The sequence below is a fragment of the Qipengyuania citrea genome (assembly GCF_024171405.1).
GTDB classification, from domain to species: domain Bacteria; phylum Pseudomonadota; class Alphaproteobacteria; order Sphingomonadales; family Sphingomonadaceae; genus Qipengyuania; species Qipengyuania profunda.
Genome location: NZ_JALJZT010000002.1, coordinates 1395514 through 1408809, shown reverse-complemented (window position 1 = coordinate 1408809; position 13296 = coordinate 1395514). Strand labels below are relative to the sequence as shown.

Genomic DNA, 13296 nt, shown 5'->3' with positions numbered 1-13296 from the left:
GTCACACCATATCGGCGGGGCGGACGAGGCGGTCGAAGGTCGGCTCGTCCACCAGCCCCAGCTCGAGGCCCGCCTGCTTGAGCGTCTGGCCGGTCTGGTGTGCATGCTTGGCGATCTTGGCGGCATTGTCGTAGCCGATCTCGGGCGCCAATGCCGTCACCAGCATCAAGGAGCGTTCGACCAGCGCGGCGATTTGTTCCTCGTTCGCCTCGATCCCCTCGACGCAGCGGGTGGCAAAACCTTCCATCCCGATTGCGAGCAATTCGACCGAGCGGATCACGTTCGACCCGATCAGCGGCATGAACACGTTGAGCTCGAAATGGCCCTGCATCCCGCCCACCGTCACTGCCTGGTGATTGCCGATCACCTGGCCCGCGACCATCGTCAGCATCTCGCACTGGGTCGGGTTGACCTTGCCCGGCATGATCGAGCTGCCCGGTTCGTTCGCGGGTAGCGACAGTTCGCCAAGGCCCGAGCGCGGACCCGATGCGAGGAAGCGGATATCGTTGGCGATCTTGTTGAGCGCCACCGCGAGCGTGTTGAGCGCGCCCGAGAAGGACACCAGCCCGTCCTTCGCAGCGAGCTGTTCGAAGGTGTTGGGCGCAGGCTCGAAGGCGAAGTCGGTGATGTCGCTGATCGCGCGGGCCATATCCGCGGCCCAGCCATCGGGCGCATTGAGCCCGGTGCCGACCGCGGTGCCGCCGATCGCGAGCTTGCGGATGTCGTTCTCCAATGCGCTTTCGATCCGCACCCGGCAGCTTGTCAGCTGCGCGACATAGCCGGAAAATTCCTGCCCCAGCGTCAGCGGGGTGGCGTCCTGCGTATGCGTGCGGCCGATCTTGACGATATCGGCAAAGGCCCGCGCCTTGGCATCGAGCGCTGCGACCAGCCGGTCGAGTGCGGGCAGCAGCGCATCGCGCGACGCCAGCGCGGCGGCGACATGCAGCGCGGTGGGGAAGCTGTCGTTCGAGCTTTGCGAGCGGTTTACATGGTCGTTGGGATGGACCGGCTCCTTGCCGCCGCGCGTGCCCGCCAGCGCTTCATTGGCGATCCCGGCGATCACTTCGTTGACGTTCATATTGGTCTGCGTGCCGCTGCCCGTCTGGAAGATGGTCAGCGGGAACTGATCGTCATATTCGCCTGCCCGGATCGCGGTGGCGGCGCTCTCGATCGCCTCGGCGAGCGGTGCCTCCAGTCCGTGCTGGCGGTTGATCCGCGATGCTGCCTGTTTGACCGCCGCCTGCGCGTGGACGATCTGGATCGGCATGCGCTGGTGCGCGGGGAAGGGGAAGTTGGTCAGGCTGCGCTGCGTCTGCGCGCCCCAATAGGCGTCGGCAGGGACTTCGATGGGGCCGATGGAATCGGTTTCGGTGCGCGTCTGGGTCATGGCCTGTCTCTCTCCGGATGATGTGATGCACAGGTAGGATCGCTGCACGGCGCATGCCACCCGCAGCGGCCCTGCGTGAAGATTCCATCTGTTCAGGCGGGTGAAGCGCACCTATCTCGAAGATATGCTGCGCCAGTACGAACTCGTTGAGCGGGTCAAGGAATACGATCCCGACGCCGACGAGGCGATGCTCAACCGCGCCTATGTCTATACCGTGCAGAAGCACGGCACGCAGACCCGCGCCAGCGGCGATCCCTATTTCAGCCACCCGGTCGAAGTTGCCGGCCTGATGACCGATCTCAAGCTCGACCAGGAAACCATCGCGACCGCGCTGCTCCACGATACGGTGGAAGACACGCTGGCGACGATCGACGATATCGAAAAGCACTTCGGCAAGGATGTCGCGCGGCTGGTCGACGGGGTGACCAAGCTGTCGAAGATCGAGCAGATGCCCGAGAACGAGCGCGCGGCGGAAAACCTGCGCAAGTTCCTGCTGGCGATGAGTGAGGACATCCGCGTGCTGCTGGTCAAGCTGGGTGACCGGCTGCACAATATGCGCACGCTGCACTTCATCAAGAAACCCGAGAAGCGCCAGCGCATCGCGCGCGAGACGATGGATATCTACGCCCCGTTGGCCGAGCGCATCGGTCTGTATGAATATATGCGCGAGATGCAGATGCTCGCCTTCGAGCAGATCGAGCCCGAGGCATACGAGACGATCACGCAGCGGCTCAATCAGATCCACAGCGAGGATGGCGGCCAAGTCGATGCCATCGCGCTCGACATGAAGCACGCGCTGCTCGAGGCGGGGATCACCAGCGAGGTTTCGGGGCGCGAAAAGCACCCCTATTCTATCTGGCGCAAGATGGCCGAACGCCATGTCTCGTTCGAACAGGTCACCGATATCATGGCCTTTCGCATCATCTGCGAAGATGTGGCCGACTGCTACCGCGCGCTGGGGGTGCTGCATACGACATGGCAGTTCCTCCCGGGCAAGTTCAAGGACTACATCTCGACGCCGAAGAACAACGGCTATCGGTCGCTCCACACCTCGCTGATCTACGGCAAGTCGATGCGCGTCGAAGTGCAGATCCGCACGCGCGAGATGCACCGGGTGAACGAATTCGGCTTCGCCGCGCACTGGGCCTACAAGCAGGATGAACGGCCCGACGGGCAGGTCGGCTGGCTGCGCGACCTGATTGAGATCGTCGACGCGAGCCACGATCCCGAAGAGCTGCTCGAACACACGCGCCTGGCGATCTACCAGGATCGCATCTTTGCCTTCACGCCCAAGGGCGCGCTGTTCCAGCTGCCCAAGGGGGCGACTCCGGTCGATTTCGCCTTTGCCGTGCATACCGACCTCGGCGCGCAGACGGTGGGCGCGAAGATCAACGGGCGGCACATGCCGCTGCGCACGCAGCTCAACAATGGCGACGTGGTCGAGATCATCAAAAGCGACAATGCCGATCCGCAGCTGAGCTGGCTGGGCTTCGTCGTGACCGGCAAGGCGCGCGCCTCCATTCGCCGCGCAGTCCGGCTCAAGGAACGCGCCGAAGTGGCGGAGATCGGGCAGAAACTGTTCGACGAGATCGCGCTGCGTGTGCCCGCCAAGGTCGGCAAGAAGGCACTGCGCGAAGCCTTGAAACGGTTGGAGATGGAAGAGGAAGAGGACCTCTTTTACGCCATCGGTGCGGCCAAGATCGAGGATCGCGCGGTTATGGAAGCGCTGGTCCCCGGCTGCACCGCCGAGCTCGAAAACGAGCCCGACTGGGCCAAGAGCGGCAAGGCGCTGTCGATCCGCGGGCTGACCCCGGGGGTCGGCTTCCAGCTCGCCGAATGCTGCCACCCGGTTCCTGGCGACCGGATCGTGGGCCTGCGCAAGCCCGGCGAAGGCGTCGAGGTCCATACGATCGACTGCAACCACCTCGCCAGCGGGATCGACAGCGACTGGCTCGACCTGTCGTGGGGCAAACGCTCGCGCGGCGCGGTCGGGCGGCTGCGTGTCACGCTGTACGACCGGCCCGGAACGCTGGCCGAAATGGCAGGCATCTTCGCGCAGAACCACGTCAATGTGACCAGCCTCGAGCAGACCCAGCTCGACCATCCCTTCACCACTTACGAAATCGACCTCGAAGTGCAGGACGTGCCGCATCTTACCCGCATTCTCAGCGCGCTGCGGGCCAGCGATTCGATCGCGCAGGCCGAACGCGTATGACCGGCGTGCTGGGCATCGACCATGTCCAGCTGGCGATGCCGCATGGCGGGGAACCGCATGCGCGGCGCTTCTGGATCGATCTCATGGGGCTGGAAGAGGTCGCCAAGCCCGCCCAGCTCGCGGTCAATGGCGGTTGCTGGTTCGAACGCGGCCAGGTGGCGATCCATTGTGGGGTCGAGGATGCCTTCCTGCCCGCGCGCCGCGCGCACCCCGCGCTGATCGTCGGCGACCTCGCCGCGCTGGTCGCGCGGCTGGGCGAAGCGGGTATCCGATTCAAGCCGGGCAAGCCGCTCGAAGGCTATGTGCGCGGGGATATCGCCGACCCCTTCGGCAATCGCATCGAATTGATGCAGCGGGTCTAGAGCGGGCGCAGCGTTACTGCGACCGGGTCACCCTCGGTGGTCGCTTCCGCCTTGCGCACCGCTGCCTTGACCGGCAGCAGCCAGCCGCCCTCGTCGCGCGGGAAACACGATGTCTGCCATACGGTTGCGCCAATCCGTGCCTCGACCTTGAGCGAGCGGAAACCGCGCTGGCCGCCCAGTTCGAGCCGCCGCATCGCTTCGGTCGCCGAGAGCTCCTCGCCTTCCTCACCGTCGATGGTCACGAAAAACCAGCTGACGCCGTTCTTCGCGGTCCAGCGCCACAAGGGCGCGACTACGAAGACGCTTTCGCTCAATCGGCCACCCGGCGCACGGGGACGGGTATGTTGCAGATATCTGCCCCGCCTGCGGGTTGGATAAAGAACGGATCGCGGCGGTTGGCGCGAGCATCGGCATAGCGCGCGAATGTCTCGCTCTCGGTCGAGAGATATTCGAAGGCGGGCCTCTCGGCCTCGGGCAGATCGCTGGCCAAGCGCACCGAAAGGATCGGTGTGCGCTTGTCCGATTCCTCGGTGGTGTAGAAGCCCAGCGCGCCCGAGCCACGTGGGAGCGAGGATAGATGCTCCATCCCGTCCACGATGCGCCCGACCAACGCGATATTGCGATCGAGATGGCGCGGCGCATGGCCTATTACCGTATAGAGTTCCGCGCCCGATCCCGTGTCGGGCGACATCCCGCGGCCTACACCGACCATGCCGTAGCAGTGGACGGGCCAGAATTCTTCGTCACGCCCCCCAATTGGCCAACCCTGTGTGAATGCGGCAAACCGGGAGTAACGATCTGCTAGGGCTCGTCTCGCCTCAGAGGTCTGTGTGGGTTCGGGCTCCGCCATCAATGCATCAACATTGACCCCAGCTGCGATCAGGCCGGACATCGTCGCCGCGCCCTGCAATTCGTGCTTTATCGATGATGCGGGGGGGACAAAAGAGGGGGTCGTATACTCAGCTTCTCCCATCACCTCGAGCCCTTCGGGCAACGGCTTCGCCTTACCCTCCGCCTCGGGATTGTCGTAATTGGGATCGCCCCACTGGACGACGTAATTGTCCTGCACCCGGTTGACGGTGATGCCGTCGTACCACCCGGCGCGCGCGAGCGTGCGAATGTTTTCGACCCAGCCTTGGCTGAAGGGCGCGGGCATCAGCTGGATCACCACCCTGCGCGTGCTGCCGTCCGCTGCCGGTGCTAGCGTCATCACCAGCAGGTCTTCGGGCGCAATCGCCACCCATTCTTCGTGCGCGGCCTCCTCCACGATTTGATTGGGAGAGGGCGCGGCTGTCTCCTCTTGCGCCATTACGGGTGAACCCAGCGCAAGCAGCGCGGCGAGGGGGAGAAGCGATCTAGTCATGGAAGAAGGGGTGCCACCCGCCCGGGCAAAACAAAAGCCCCCTCTCGCACATTGAAGGGGCGGGAGGGGGCTTCGAGACGGTGTTCGCAGGGGATGCCTGATCCGCGCAGCACCGTCGTTGAACCGGCTTGTACTACGAAAAACGCCTGCCCGACCATCCCGGTTCCGCAGCGGCTTGCGATTCCCCCGCAGCGCCGCTAGACGCGCGCCTTCTTGTCAGCCCTATCGCTTCATGGTGTGAGCGCTGGGGTCGGGTTCTCCGGATCGCGGTCTCGATGAACGCGAAGCGCGGTGGGCCGGGCAGGAACGCGGAGCAGTGGCCGAGTGGTCGAAGGCGCACGCCTGGAAAGTGTGTATACGGTAACCCCGTATCGAGGGTTCGAATCCCTCCTGCTCCGCCACCACCCTTTCCCCTATTTTCCACCGGCGACCCGAGAAAGCCAAGAATTTGCGCGGCTTATCAGGTGATTCGGGTCCCACACTGTCCTTGCTCATCCATCGGTGTCCGATTGGATTTGTGGGAATAAATGTGGGAGAATTCGAGTCATGGGAAAGCTTTCGGCAACAGCGGTTAAGGCCGCGACGAGACCCGGCAGGATAGGCGACGGAGATGGGCTTTATCTGGTGGTGAAGCCGTCGGGCACGAAGAGCTGGATGGTCCGGGTTCAGAAAAGCGGCAATCGCCGCGATTTTGGTCTGGGCAGTGCATCGAAGATATCGCTCGCAATTGCGCGAGAGCGGGCGCGGGAGATCCGGACCTGGGTCGAACTCGGACTCGATCCTTTGTTTGAACGCAGGAAGGCACAAGGCATTCCCACGTTTCGCGAGGCGACCGCGAAGGTACTCGCACAGCATAGATCGACCTGGCGCAACGAGAAGCACGAGAAGCAATGGATCAGGACGCTGGAGGCTTACGCCTTCCCGCATCTGGGCAACGTGCAGGTTAATGACATCACGGGCCCCATGATCCGCAACGTGCTGGCCGAGATCTGGCTGGCAAAGCCAGAAACCGCGCGCCGGGTGCGCCAGCGGATCGGAACAGTGCTCGACTGGGCCTATGCCTCCGGATACCGCGACAGCGAGGCGCCCATGCGCGCGATCAGCAAGGGCCTGCCACGTCAGCCCAGGCAGGAAGGGCACTTCGCGGCTATGGCCTATGCGAAGCTGCCTGACTTCATCCCGCGCCTGCGCGAGCGCGAGAGCTACAGCAGGCTGGCGCTGGAGTTTGCGATCCTCACCGCTGCCCGCTCGGGCGAAGTGCGCCATGCGGTCTTTGACGAGTTCGATCTCAATGAGAAACTATGGACCATCCCCAAAGAGCGGATGAAAGCCAATCGCGAGCATGTCGTGCCGCTCTGCGATCGGGCGATACGGATTATCGAGCGCTGCATGGAACTGCGGATCAGGAACTGTGACCTCGCCTTTCCCGGGATGCGGGGGAGGAAGGCGATGTCCGACATGACGCTTACCAAGCTGCTGCGCGAGATGAAGGAGAGTTGCACGGTTCACGGGTTCCGCTCGGCCTTCCGCGATTGGGCGAGCGAGGAGACCAACCACCCGAGCGATGTCGCAGAAGCAGCGCTGGCCCATGTGGTGAAGGACAAGACCGAGGCAGCCTACCGGCGCGGCAATCTGCTGGAAAAGCGCAGGCTGCTGATGGAAGACTGGGCAGCGAATTGCTGCAAAGGAGGATAAAGGCGATGGAGCGTAGACCATGGCGTATCCCCGGAGACGGGACGGCGGCCCTGTGGATAAGGCTGTGCAATATTCGGTCTATCGGGAACCCGGGAGCTCGGTCTATCGGGAACCGGAAGTTCGGTCTATCGGTAACCGAAACCGGCCTCAAACCCGCAGAAATGCTGGGCTCCAGCGCCCCTTAACTAAGCTAACAACAATCCTTATCGGATTGTTACTAACGCGAAGCCGTCTGTGCACGGCTTCTCAGCGACCTAGGTGGCGCCGTCGCCACGCGCTCCCGCACACGGCAGGTGCAACCCCTCGAACAGCTTGCTAAGGTTTGAGCGATGAAGACCGACTTCGATCATCTTCCCCCGCAAAAGCAGCGCGAGATCGAACGCGTGGTGCAGCTGATCTTTGAAGAGTTCGACGACGCTTTTGCTTTGGCCAAGCACGATTGGAAGAAGGCCGGCCGGATCCTCAAGGTCATCCTGTACGGCAGCTATGCACGCGGGACGTGGGTCGACGAACCGCACACGGCCAAGGGTTACCAGTCGGACTACGACCTGCTCATCATTGTCAACGACAAGCGGCTGACCGACCGGGTCAAGTACTGGTCGAAGCTCGATGACCGGTTAATGCGCGAATACGGCGTGACCGGCACGCTGCACACGCCGGTGAACTTCATCGTCCACACGCTTCAGGAAGTGAACGACGGGTTAGCCCATGGCCGCTATTTCTTCATGGATGTGAAGCAGGACGGGGTCGCGCTCTACCAGTCCGACGACAGCGAACTCCATACGCCGAAACCCAAGACACCCACGCAGGCGCTAGCCATGGCGCAGGAGTATTTTGACGAGTGGCTGCCCGGAGCGACCGATTTCGTCGACAGCGCTAATCATCTTTTGGATAAGGGACGGTATAAGAGAGCAGCGTTCTTAATGCATCAAGCTGCGGAAAGCTTGTATCATTGTGTACTGCTGGTCTGCACTTTCTACACTCCCCATGTCCACAACTTGGGTTTCTTGCGCACTCAGGCCGAGCGGATTGATCATCGTCTCACTTACGTCTGGCCGCGCGACAACCGTAAGGATCGCTCGCGGTTCGAGAAGCTCAAGGAAGCATACGTGAAAGCGCGCTACTCTAAGCATTACCGAATTACCAAGGAAGAGCTCGAGTGGCTCGGTGAGCAGGTCGAAGAGCTTGGCCGAGTGGTGCATGAGGTGTGCTCCGAGCGCCTCAGAAAACTAAAGTCCGAAGCTAACGCGAGGCCAGACAAACGATAATCGACGCAACGAACGCTCGGCCGCTTTTGCGAGACACGTGCCGAAAGCAGCCATTCCGCTTACGACCCGAACGCGGTCAATCACCGTGACCTACGCCCTACCTAAAAGCGGCCATTGGACCGGGCTCAGAGGGCTTTACGCGCAAAAGTTATGGAGGTCTGCATGGCAACTTATTGTCCTGTCATACAAATCTTTATAGTCAGCCGCCTTTCTCAGGCACGTGCATTCTCTCGCCTACCCTTCCGGCACGTTGGCCGGGCGGGGAGGCTTTCTCCATCCGCTATCGATACCGCCATACGTAAAAAAGTAAGTCCCACACTTTGCCCAAGGGCGAAAATTTTCGGCAGCGGGCCCATCGCTCGGGAAGCGGTTCATTCCGTTGACCGTCACCGTCTCGCCGCTGACCAGATCGAATTTGCGGGCCAGTTCGGTTGCATCTGCCGATTTACGAAAGACCGGCACATACCGCGTTCCGTCCGAGCCGATCAGAACAATACACTCTTCGTCACGTTGCAGTTTCCCCAAGAAGGCGATGGCGTCGAAAGATTGATCGTAATCGGCCATCACCGGCACCGGAGTTTGTGCAGCTCCGGTGCCCGGCTGGGTACAGGCAGCAGGGGATACCGCGAGAGCAAGCGATACAACCGAAGCAGGGACCAAGGGCCTCATGGCGAACGAAACCCGTCTACCGTATTGACCTGAAAGGGATCGTAAGCGCGTATCGTCGTAAGCGGGATGAACGTGAAGTAGCAGGTCGTGTTGTTCGATGCTGTGGTGCTGCTATTCCGACATACTTGGTCATTCACGCGTGCGGTGCGCTTCATGATGCCGATCGGATGCACCATCGAGCCGTCGGAACTCCACGAAAAGACGGGGCCGCCGCTATCCCCGCCTTCGGCAATATGCCTTTGTGCGGATTGGCTCACCTTTACGACATTCCATTGCCCGTCGCCATTAAAGTTGATGTCGGCCACAATCCCGCAGGTTAAGCCCGTCGTCGAACCCATCTTGCAGAGATATTGGCCACGAACCGGTTGGCGCGGACTGGCGATCTCGTAGAATGCCGTAACAATGCCCGGCACCGTATTCGTCTCACCGCGATAGACGCGATTGTTCTCGATATTGATGACCCGCGTCGTAGTGTGCTGCCCCAAGGGATACATTGCATGGTCGAGGGTCTGGTAGCCGCGCAACTCGTCCTTTCGTGCCCATGCCGGCGCCAAGACGGGACGCTCGCTGCTCCAAGAAAAATTCATTTCGTAAGGAGGGCCACAATGTCCGGCCGTCAGAAGGCCTTCGGTGCCGGCAGAGTTACGAACGGGCCACCCGGCCGTGCAGTAAAACTCGGCTTCGAACCAGTACCCGCCATAAAGTCCGGCGGCATCGACGCTGGTTGCCCCTCGCACGACGCTGATATTAGCTCGTGTCAGGGTCGGTAACACGGCGCGGTACCGCGCTTCATCGGCGTTGGCCGGTATCCCCAGGATGAATTCGCCCTTCCGTAAGGAAAATTCGAGACCGTATTGCAGCCCGGCGGCAGTCAGCGCCTGCGAAACAGCTTGGCGGTCGGCCCGAATTTCGTCCCGGGCTTTGTTGATCGGATTAAATACCAGATAGCGCCGCAATTCCACCGGCGCTGCGCTGGTCAGCTTTTGCCGGTCGATCGATTTGTTGTAATAGACGACGATCTTGAAATTCGGCTCGTGCTGAATTTCAAGATCGACAAAACCCGACGGTTCAGAACTCAATAGACCTTCGGCATACACCACGGCTCTATCTTGCGCGGCCAGTCGGTCTTTGGCTTCGGTCGCGTTGACCCCGAAAGCTTCGGCGTAAGCGCGCGAAGTGTCGGACGACCTACCTTTTGCGATTGCCTCGTCATTTAGCTCGGGCGGCGTTGGTGGAGGTCCTCCGGCTTGTGCCAGGGCGAACGATGGCGACAGCGCCACTATCGCAGCCGAGATTACGCCTGTCTTCATAAGCTATTCCCTTCAAACTCTGATGAAGACGAAGATTTTTCGTTCCGTCCAGGTATGTCGGCCGGATCAGGTATCGGCCCAAACTGCGTCATCGGGCGAACGTCCGCTTAATGCATCTAACTACCACAACCCGTCAGTCCGCTTTCCACCCCAATATCGGACATTCGAGCATCTTCATGATTCCCCTAAAAGCAGTCGCACGAACACTCGGCCAGCAGTCCGTCGGATCCGCTTTGGGCACTAAGCTCCGATCGTCAGCGTCTAGTCCGCCAGAGTAACTGTGTCGCAATTGCGTTCGACAAGGTTGCTCCCTGCAAGTTTGGTACACGTCCAAATGCAAGTTGTGTGCGCGGCAAGCGACGCTCGCCCACGCTTGGCGCGAGGCAGCTCTGCAGGCTAACGGTCGGATTGGCAGGTCGAAATGCGGTCGCTTGACCGCGCTTTTGCATAGTCATGATGCCCTGGTGAGCAGCACCAATGCACCCCGAACACACGAGCCATGCAGAGAATTCCCGGTGTATGTCGCGAGCGGATTATCGTCCGTGAGCGTCTGGTTTGGGAGAAGAAGCTGCATGGCAAGATAAAAGCAGCGCCGTCGGTCGGGCTGCATGTGGTTGGTTTTGTTGAGGAAAAAGCGCCGGCTTGGTCCTATTCAAGACGGCGGTTTTGCAGATTGTTCTTTGTTTTCAAACCCTGATGCGACGGCGCTCGGATTTTGCAGCTGTCATGGACCGAAATATTCCTCCCGCTCACTGATCTATACCGGTCCGTAACGGTACCAGCAGATCCGTCCGGGATCCCGTCAGCAGGGTGCCGGCGCTCCGGCGCGCATACGGCAGCTCCAGCGTAGAAACGTCTTGTAGCGCAGCTGAACCGTATTGACCGATACTCTGTACCGATGGCGGGCCTGACCTGCTCCCTCCATGCTCCGCCAGGTCGGTCCGTCATCACCCCACAGACGAAAGGACCGAACGCTATGCCATCTGCAAGCACGACCGAGCATCTTCGCGAGCAACATGGGCGCCAGGCAATCGAGCCGATCGCCATGCGCGTACCCGAAGCCTGTCGCTATCTCGGGATCGGCCGCAGCACGCTCTACGTGCTCATCGCTAAAGGCCAGGTCGAGATCATCAAGATGGGGAGCGCCACTCTCGTTCTTACGTCCAGTCTGCGCGCGCTTGTAGAGCGGCTGCGAAATTCGGGCGAAGGGTCAGGAGGGATCGCATGACGACCACTCACCCCGATCTTCTGAAGGCCGTGGTGCTTGCCGCAATCATTAGTATGCCGGATCATTCAAAGCGCCAGCTAGTATCAAAGATCCGCGAACGACGGGAGAAAGCCGAAGAAGCGCTCGCCGCCAAGCTGGTGATTGCGCTTTCGCAACGCTCGTAGGGGTGCTGCGCCTACGGCAGCTTTGCGCCCCAATTTCGGTCGTTTGCTGAGCGGTTGGTCGAGCCTGAAACTCGCCACTCGTAAGTCGAGCATTATGGGGACAATTTGTTCGACAACAGGTAAGCGCCTTAATGTAGCGATTGTGAGCAACGGTGGTTTTCAGATTTGAGTTAGCTCGATTAAGGCTTTCCGTAACGCCGATCAGAATGCATGTTGGCCGATTGCGGAGGGCTCACACTCTTTCTGCGACTCAACTTTTTATTGAAACCTTTACGATCCTGTGGCATTGAATGATCAGCTACGGACAGCGGGGCTTCCGATAACTCGGTCGCCGCAGCATGTGCGCCTCAATGGCCGGTACACCACGGTAAGGCACACCCGCATTTTTCAAAGGGCTTCCGCCTAAAGCGGAAGCCCTTTGTCGTTAGGGGATCCTTCGTTCTTTATACAGACAGGTGCGTAACAGCGTGTGCAGATTGTAACGCCGCCTAATACGGCTGAAAATTACGTGTCGAGCGTAGCAACTCGTAATCACCAAATTTACATCGGCTTCAGGCTGACTGCAGGGATACAGGTAAAAAAATACCACTTGATGCTCGCCATCAATCAGCTCGCGAATGCGACCAGGCGCAACGTCTATCACCGCATAATTCATCGCCCGGTTACGATCGATGGAATCCCAGCAGAAGTAATTTTGCTCAACCATCCGCTTTGACAGTTCAGGTAAGCCAAGCGAGAATGCATAGCGGTCCTCGCAAAACTGTCGTGGCTTGCCGTTCTCATCTTCCAAATGATGCGCGCCTCGCTCGCATCCTCGCGACACAGTATGCAGACCGAGGGAAACCCGGACAATCAAATCTGCGCCATCCTTGCCTTTATTCGGTACGGTGACAGCGAAGCTGCGAAGATGCCGTAAATCACGTAAAACGCCGTCGACTACGATTTCATCCATGATCGTGGTTCAAAGCCTTGTCTTGCAAGGCAGTCGAGGCGCCGTGCATGCCCATCGAGGTCCATGAAGACCGAGACCTTCTATTTCAAGGCACAAGGACGTAATGCTTGGCGTTGCCTGTCCACAACAGAGCAATCGTATCGAGCATGTCTATGCCTTCGATGACGTGGGCAGGGAACTGAAGTCGGAAGAGTTCGCCCAGCCTTACGACGTACTCTCGGCCGCTTGAGGATTTCGAGAATAGTATTCTCCAAACGCGTGTTGGAAGTCTGCTCTAGTTTCGTTTCCCGCCAAGACCGGACTTTCTCCAATCGGCCCATAGCAGTCAGTCTGCATTGCGCCTTAATGTCGGCCATTTGAGCTCGCTTGAATCTTTTCCGAAAGCTGCCTGTCGTCAGCATCAGCCCAGATGGCAGCTTCGCACCTTAGCAACCACTCCTTGCGATCGGCGTGCTGACCCCCCCGAGAGTGGGCGTCGGTTCAGCACAAGGGATCGCTGCAAATGTGCGCTCCTATTGCGACCGCCTTGGTCGGCAGCGCCGAGGCATTGCATAACAAATGCAACGATAACGGGTCGGTATCCTCGCTAGAACGGGGATAGTTGTGAGGCTGCGATTAATAGAACTTATACAGTTTTCGCGCCTTCGCGTTGGGATTGTCAAATGGCTCGGAGAAAAAGGGCA

13 protein-coding genes and 1 tRNA gene are annotated in these 13296 nt (G+C 60.2%); 8 read left to right on the top strand and 6 right to left on the bottom strand.

Annotated features, from left to right (window positions below; all coding sequences use genetic code 11):
* Nucleotide 1: 1 nt before the first annotated feature.
* Complete coding sequence (gene fumC, locus J2S32_RS07730; RefSeq protein WP_253519855.1) at nucleotides 2-1387, bottom strand: class II fumarate hydratase; 1386 nt, start codon at nucleotides 1385-1387, stop codon at nucleotides 2-4.
* Between the two features lie 124 nt (nucleotides 1388-1511).
* Between fumC and J2S32_RS07725 the strand changes: the two genes are divergently transcribed.
* Nucleotides 1512-3602 carry a RelA/SpoT family protein gene (locus tag J2S32_RS07725; RefSeq protein WP_253523014.1) on the top strand — a complete coding sequence of 697 codons (2091 nt, stop codon included), beginning with the start codon at nucleotides 1512-1514 and terminating at the stop codon, nucleotides 3600-3602.
* Nucleotides 3599-3964 carry a VOC family protein gene (locus tag J2S32_RS07720; RefSeq protein ID WP_253519852.1) on the top strand — a complete coding sequence of 122 codons (366 nt, stop codon included), beginning with the start codon at nucleotides 3599-3601 and terminating at the stop codon, nucleotides 3962-3964. The genes J2S32_RS07725 and J2S32_RS07720 overlap by 4 nt, the downstream gene beginning before the upstream one ends.
* On the opposite strand, the gene J2S32_RS07715 is transcribed toward J2S32_RS07720, so the two are convergent.
* Together J2S32_RS07715 and J2S32_RS07710 are read right to left on the bottom strand one after the other, a co-directional pair.
* Nucleotides 3961-4278 (bottom strand): DUF1905 domain-containing protein, encoded by a 318-nt coding sequence (locus J2S32_RS07715; RefSeq protein ID WP_253519846.1) that lies wholly within the window; start codon nucleotides 4276-4278, stop codon nucleotides 3961-3963. The two genes, J2S32_RS07720 and J2S32_RS07715, sit on opposite strands and share 4 nt — an antisense overlap.
* The gene (locus J2S32_RS07710) at nucleotides 4275-5327 is read right to left on the bottom strand and encodes a peptidylprolyl isomerase (RefSeq protein WP_253519842.1); all 1053 of its coding nucleotides are present in this window, start codon (nucleotides 5325-5327) and stop codon (nucleotides 4275-4277) included. The genes J2S32_RS07715 and J2S32_RS07710 overlap by 4 nt, the downstream gene beginning before the upstream one ends.
* Before the next feature lie 310 nt (nucleotides 5328-5637).
* Here J2S32_RS07710 and J2S32_RS07705 point away from each other — a divergent pair.
* The 3 genes from J2S32_RS07705 to J2S32_RS07695 all read left to right on the top strand — a co-directional run bounded on the left by J2S32_RS07705 (nucleotide 5638) and on the right by J2S32_RS07695 (nucleotide 8290).
* Nucleotides 5638-5728: transfer RNA gene (locus J2S32_RS07705), tRNA-Ser, on the top strand.
* A gap of 100 nt (nucleotides 5729-5828) precedes the next feature.
* On the top strand, nucleotides 5829-7022 hold the full coding sequence (locus tag J2S32_RS07700; RefSeq protein WP_367398975.1) for a tyrosine-type recombinase/integrase: 1194 nt from the start codon (nucleotides 5829-5831) through the stop codon (nucleotides 7020-7022).
* Between the two features lie 329 nt (nucleotides 7023-7351).
* Complete coding sequence (locus J2S32_RS07695; RefSeq protein ID WP_253519838.1) at nucleotides 7352-8290, top strand: HEPN domain-containing protein; 939 nt, start codon at nucleotides 7352-7354, stop codon at nucleotides 8288-8290.
* Between the two features lie 234 nt (nucleotides 8291-8524).
* On the opposite strand, the gene J2S32_RS07690 is transcribed toward J2S32_RS07695, so the two are convergent.
* Together J2S32_RS07690 and J2S32_RS07685 are read right to left on the bottom strand one after the other, a co-directional pair.
* Nucleotides 8525-8854, bottom strand: coding sequence for a hypothetical protein (locus tag J2S32_RS07690; RefSeq protein WP_063511174.1), 330 nt, complete (start codon nucleotides 8852-8854; stop codon nucleotides 8525-8527).
* A 101-nt stretch (nucleotides 8855-8955) separates the two neighbouring features.
* A complete protein-coding gene (locus J2S32_RS07685; RefSeq protein WP_156493923.1) occupies nucleotides 8956-10269 on the bottom strand; it encodes a S1 family peptidase in 1314 nt (437 codons plus the stop codon).
* Between the two features lie 499 nt (nucleotides 10270-10768).
* On the opposite strand from J2S32_RS07685, the gene J2S32_RS07680 reads away from it, so the two are divergent.
* The 3 genes from J2S32_RS07680 to J2S32_RS07670 all read left to right on the top strand — a co-directional run bounded on the left by J2S32_RS07680 (nucleotide 10769) and on the right by J2S32_RS07670 (nucleotide 11661).
* Nucleotides 10769-10966, top strand: coding sequence for a hypothetical protein (locus tag J2S32_RS07680; protein WP_156493924.1), 198 nt, complete (start codon nucleotides 10769-10771; stop codon nucleotides 10964-10966).
* Between the two features lie 279 nt (nucleotides 10967-11245).
* Nucleotides 11246-11497: a helix-turn-helix domain-containing protein gene (locus J2S32_RS07675; protein WP_063511172.1), complete on the top strand. Its 252-nt coding sequence runs from the start codon at nucleotides 11246-11248 to the stop codon at nucleotides 11495-11497.
* The gene (locus tag J2S32_RS07670; protein WP_156493925.1) at nucleotides 11494-11661 is read left to right on the top strand and encodes a hypothetical protein; all 168 of its coding nucleotides are present in this window, start codon (nucleotides 11494-11496) and stop codon (nucleotides 11659-11661) included. Before J2S32_RS07675 ends, J2S32_RS07670 begins: the two co-directional genes overlap by 4 nt.
* A gap of 424 nt (nucleotides 11662-12085) precedes the next feature.
* On the opposite strand, the gene J2S32_RS07665 is transcribed toward J2S32_RS07670, so the two are convergent.
* Nucleotides 12086-12613, bottom strand: coding sequence for a hypothetical protein (locus J2S32_RS07665; protein WP_156493926.1), 528 nt, complete (start codon nucleotides 12611-12613; stop codon nucleotides 12086-12088).
* Nucleotides 12614-13296: the final 683 nt, after the last annotated feature.

Bases quoted from the DNA above. Each gene is read 5' to 3' on its own strand.
- fumC (WP_253519855.1), bottom strand. From the start codon at position 1,387: ATGACCCAGACGCGCACCGAAACCGATTCCATCGGCCCCATCGAAGTC.
- J2S32_RS07725 (WP_253523014.1), top strand. From the start codon at position 1,512: ATGCTGCGCCAGTACGAACTCGTTGAGCGGGTCAAGGAATACGATCCC.
- J2S32_RS07720 (WP_253519852.1), top strand. From the start codon at position 3,599: ATGACCGGCGTGCTGGGCATCGACCATGTCCAGCTGGCGATGCCGCAT.
- J2S32_RS07710 (WP_253519842.1), bottom strand. From the start codon at position 5,327: ATGACTAGATCGCTTCTCCCCCTCGCCGCGCTGCTTGCGCTGGGTTCA.
- J2S32_RS07695 (WP_253519838.1), top strand. From the start codon at position 7,352: ATGAAGACCGACTTCGATCATCTTCCCCCGCAAAAGCAGCGCGAGATC.
- J2S32_RS07690 (WP_063511174.1), bottom strand. From the start codon at position 8,854: ATGGCCGATTACGATCAATCTTTCGACGCCATCGCCTTCTTGGGGAAA.
- J2S32_RS07685 (WP_156493923.1), bottom strand. From the start codon at position 10,269: ATGAAGACAGGCGTAATCTCGGCTGCGATAGTGGCGCTGTCGCCATCG.
- J2S32_RS07680 (WP_156493924.1), top strand. From the start codon at position 10,769: ATGCAGAGAATTCCCGGTGTATGTCGCGAGCGGATTATCGTCCGTGAG.
- J2S32_RS07675 (WP_063511172.1), top strand. From the start codon at position 11,246: ATGCCATCTGCAAGCACGACCGAGCATCTTCGCGAGCAACATGGGCGC.
- J2S32_RS07670 (WP_156493925.1), top strand. From the start codon at position 11,494: ATGACGACCACTCACCCCGATCTTCTGAAGGCCGTGGTGCTTGCCGCA.
- J2S32_RS07665 (WP_156493926.1), bottom strand. From the start codon at position 12,613: ATGGATGAAATCGTAGTCGACGGCGTTTTACGTGATTTACGGCATCTT.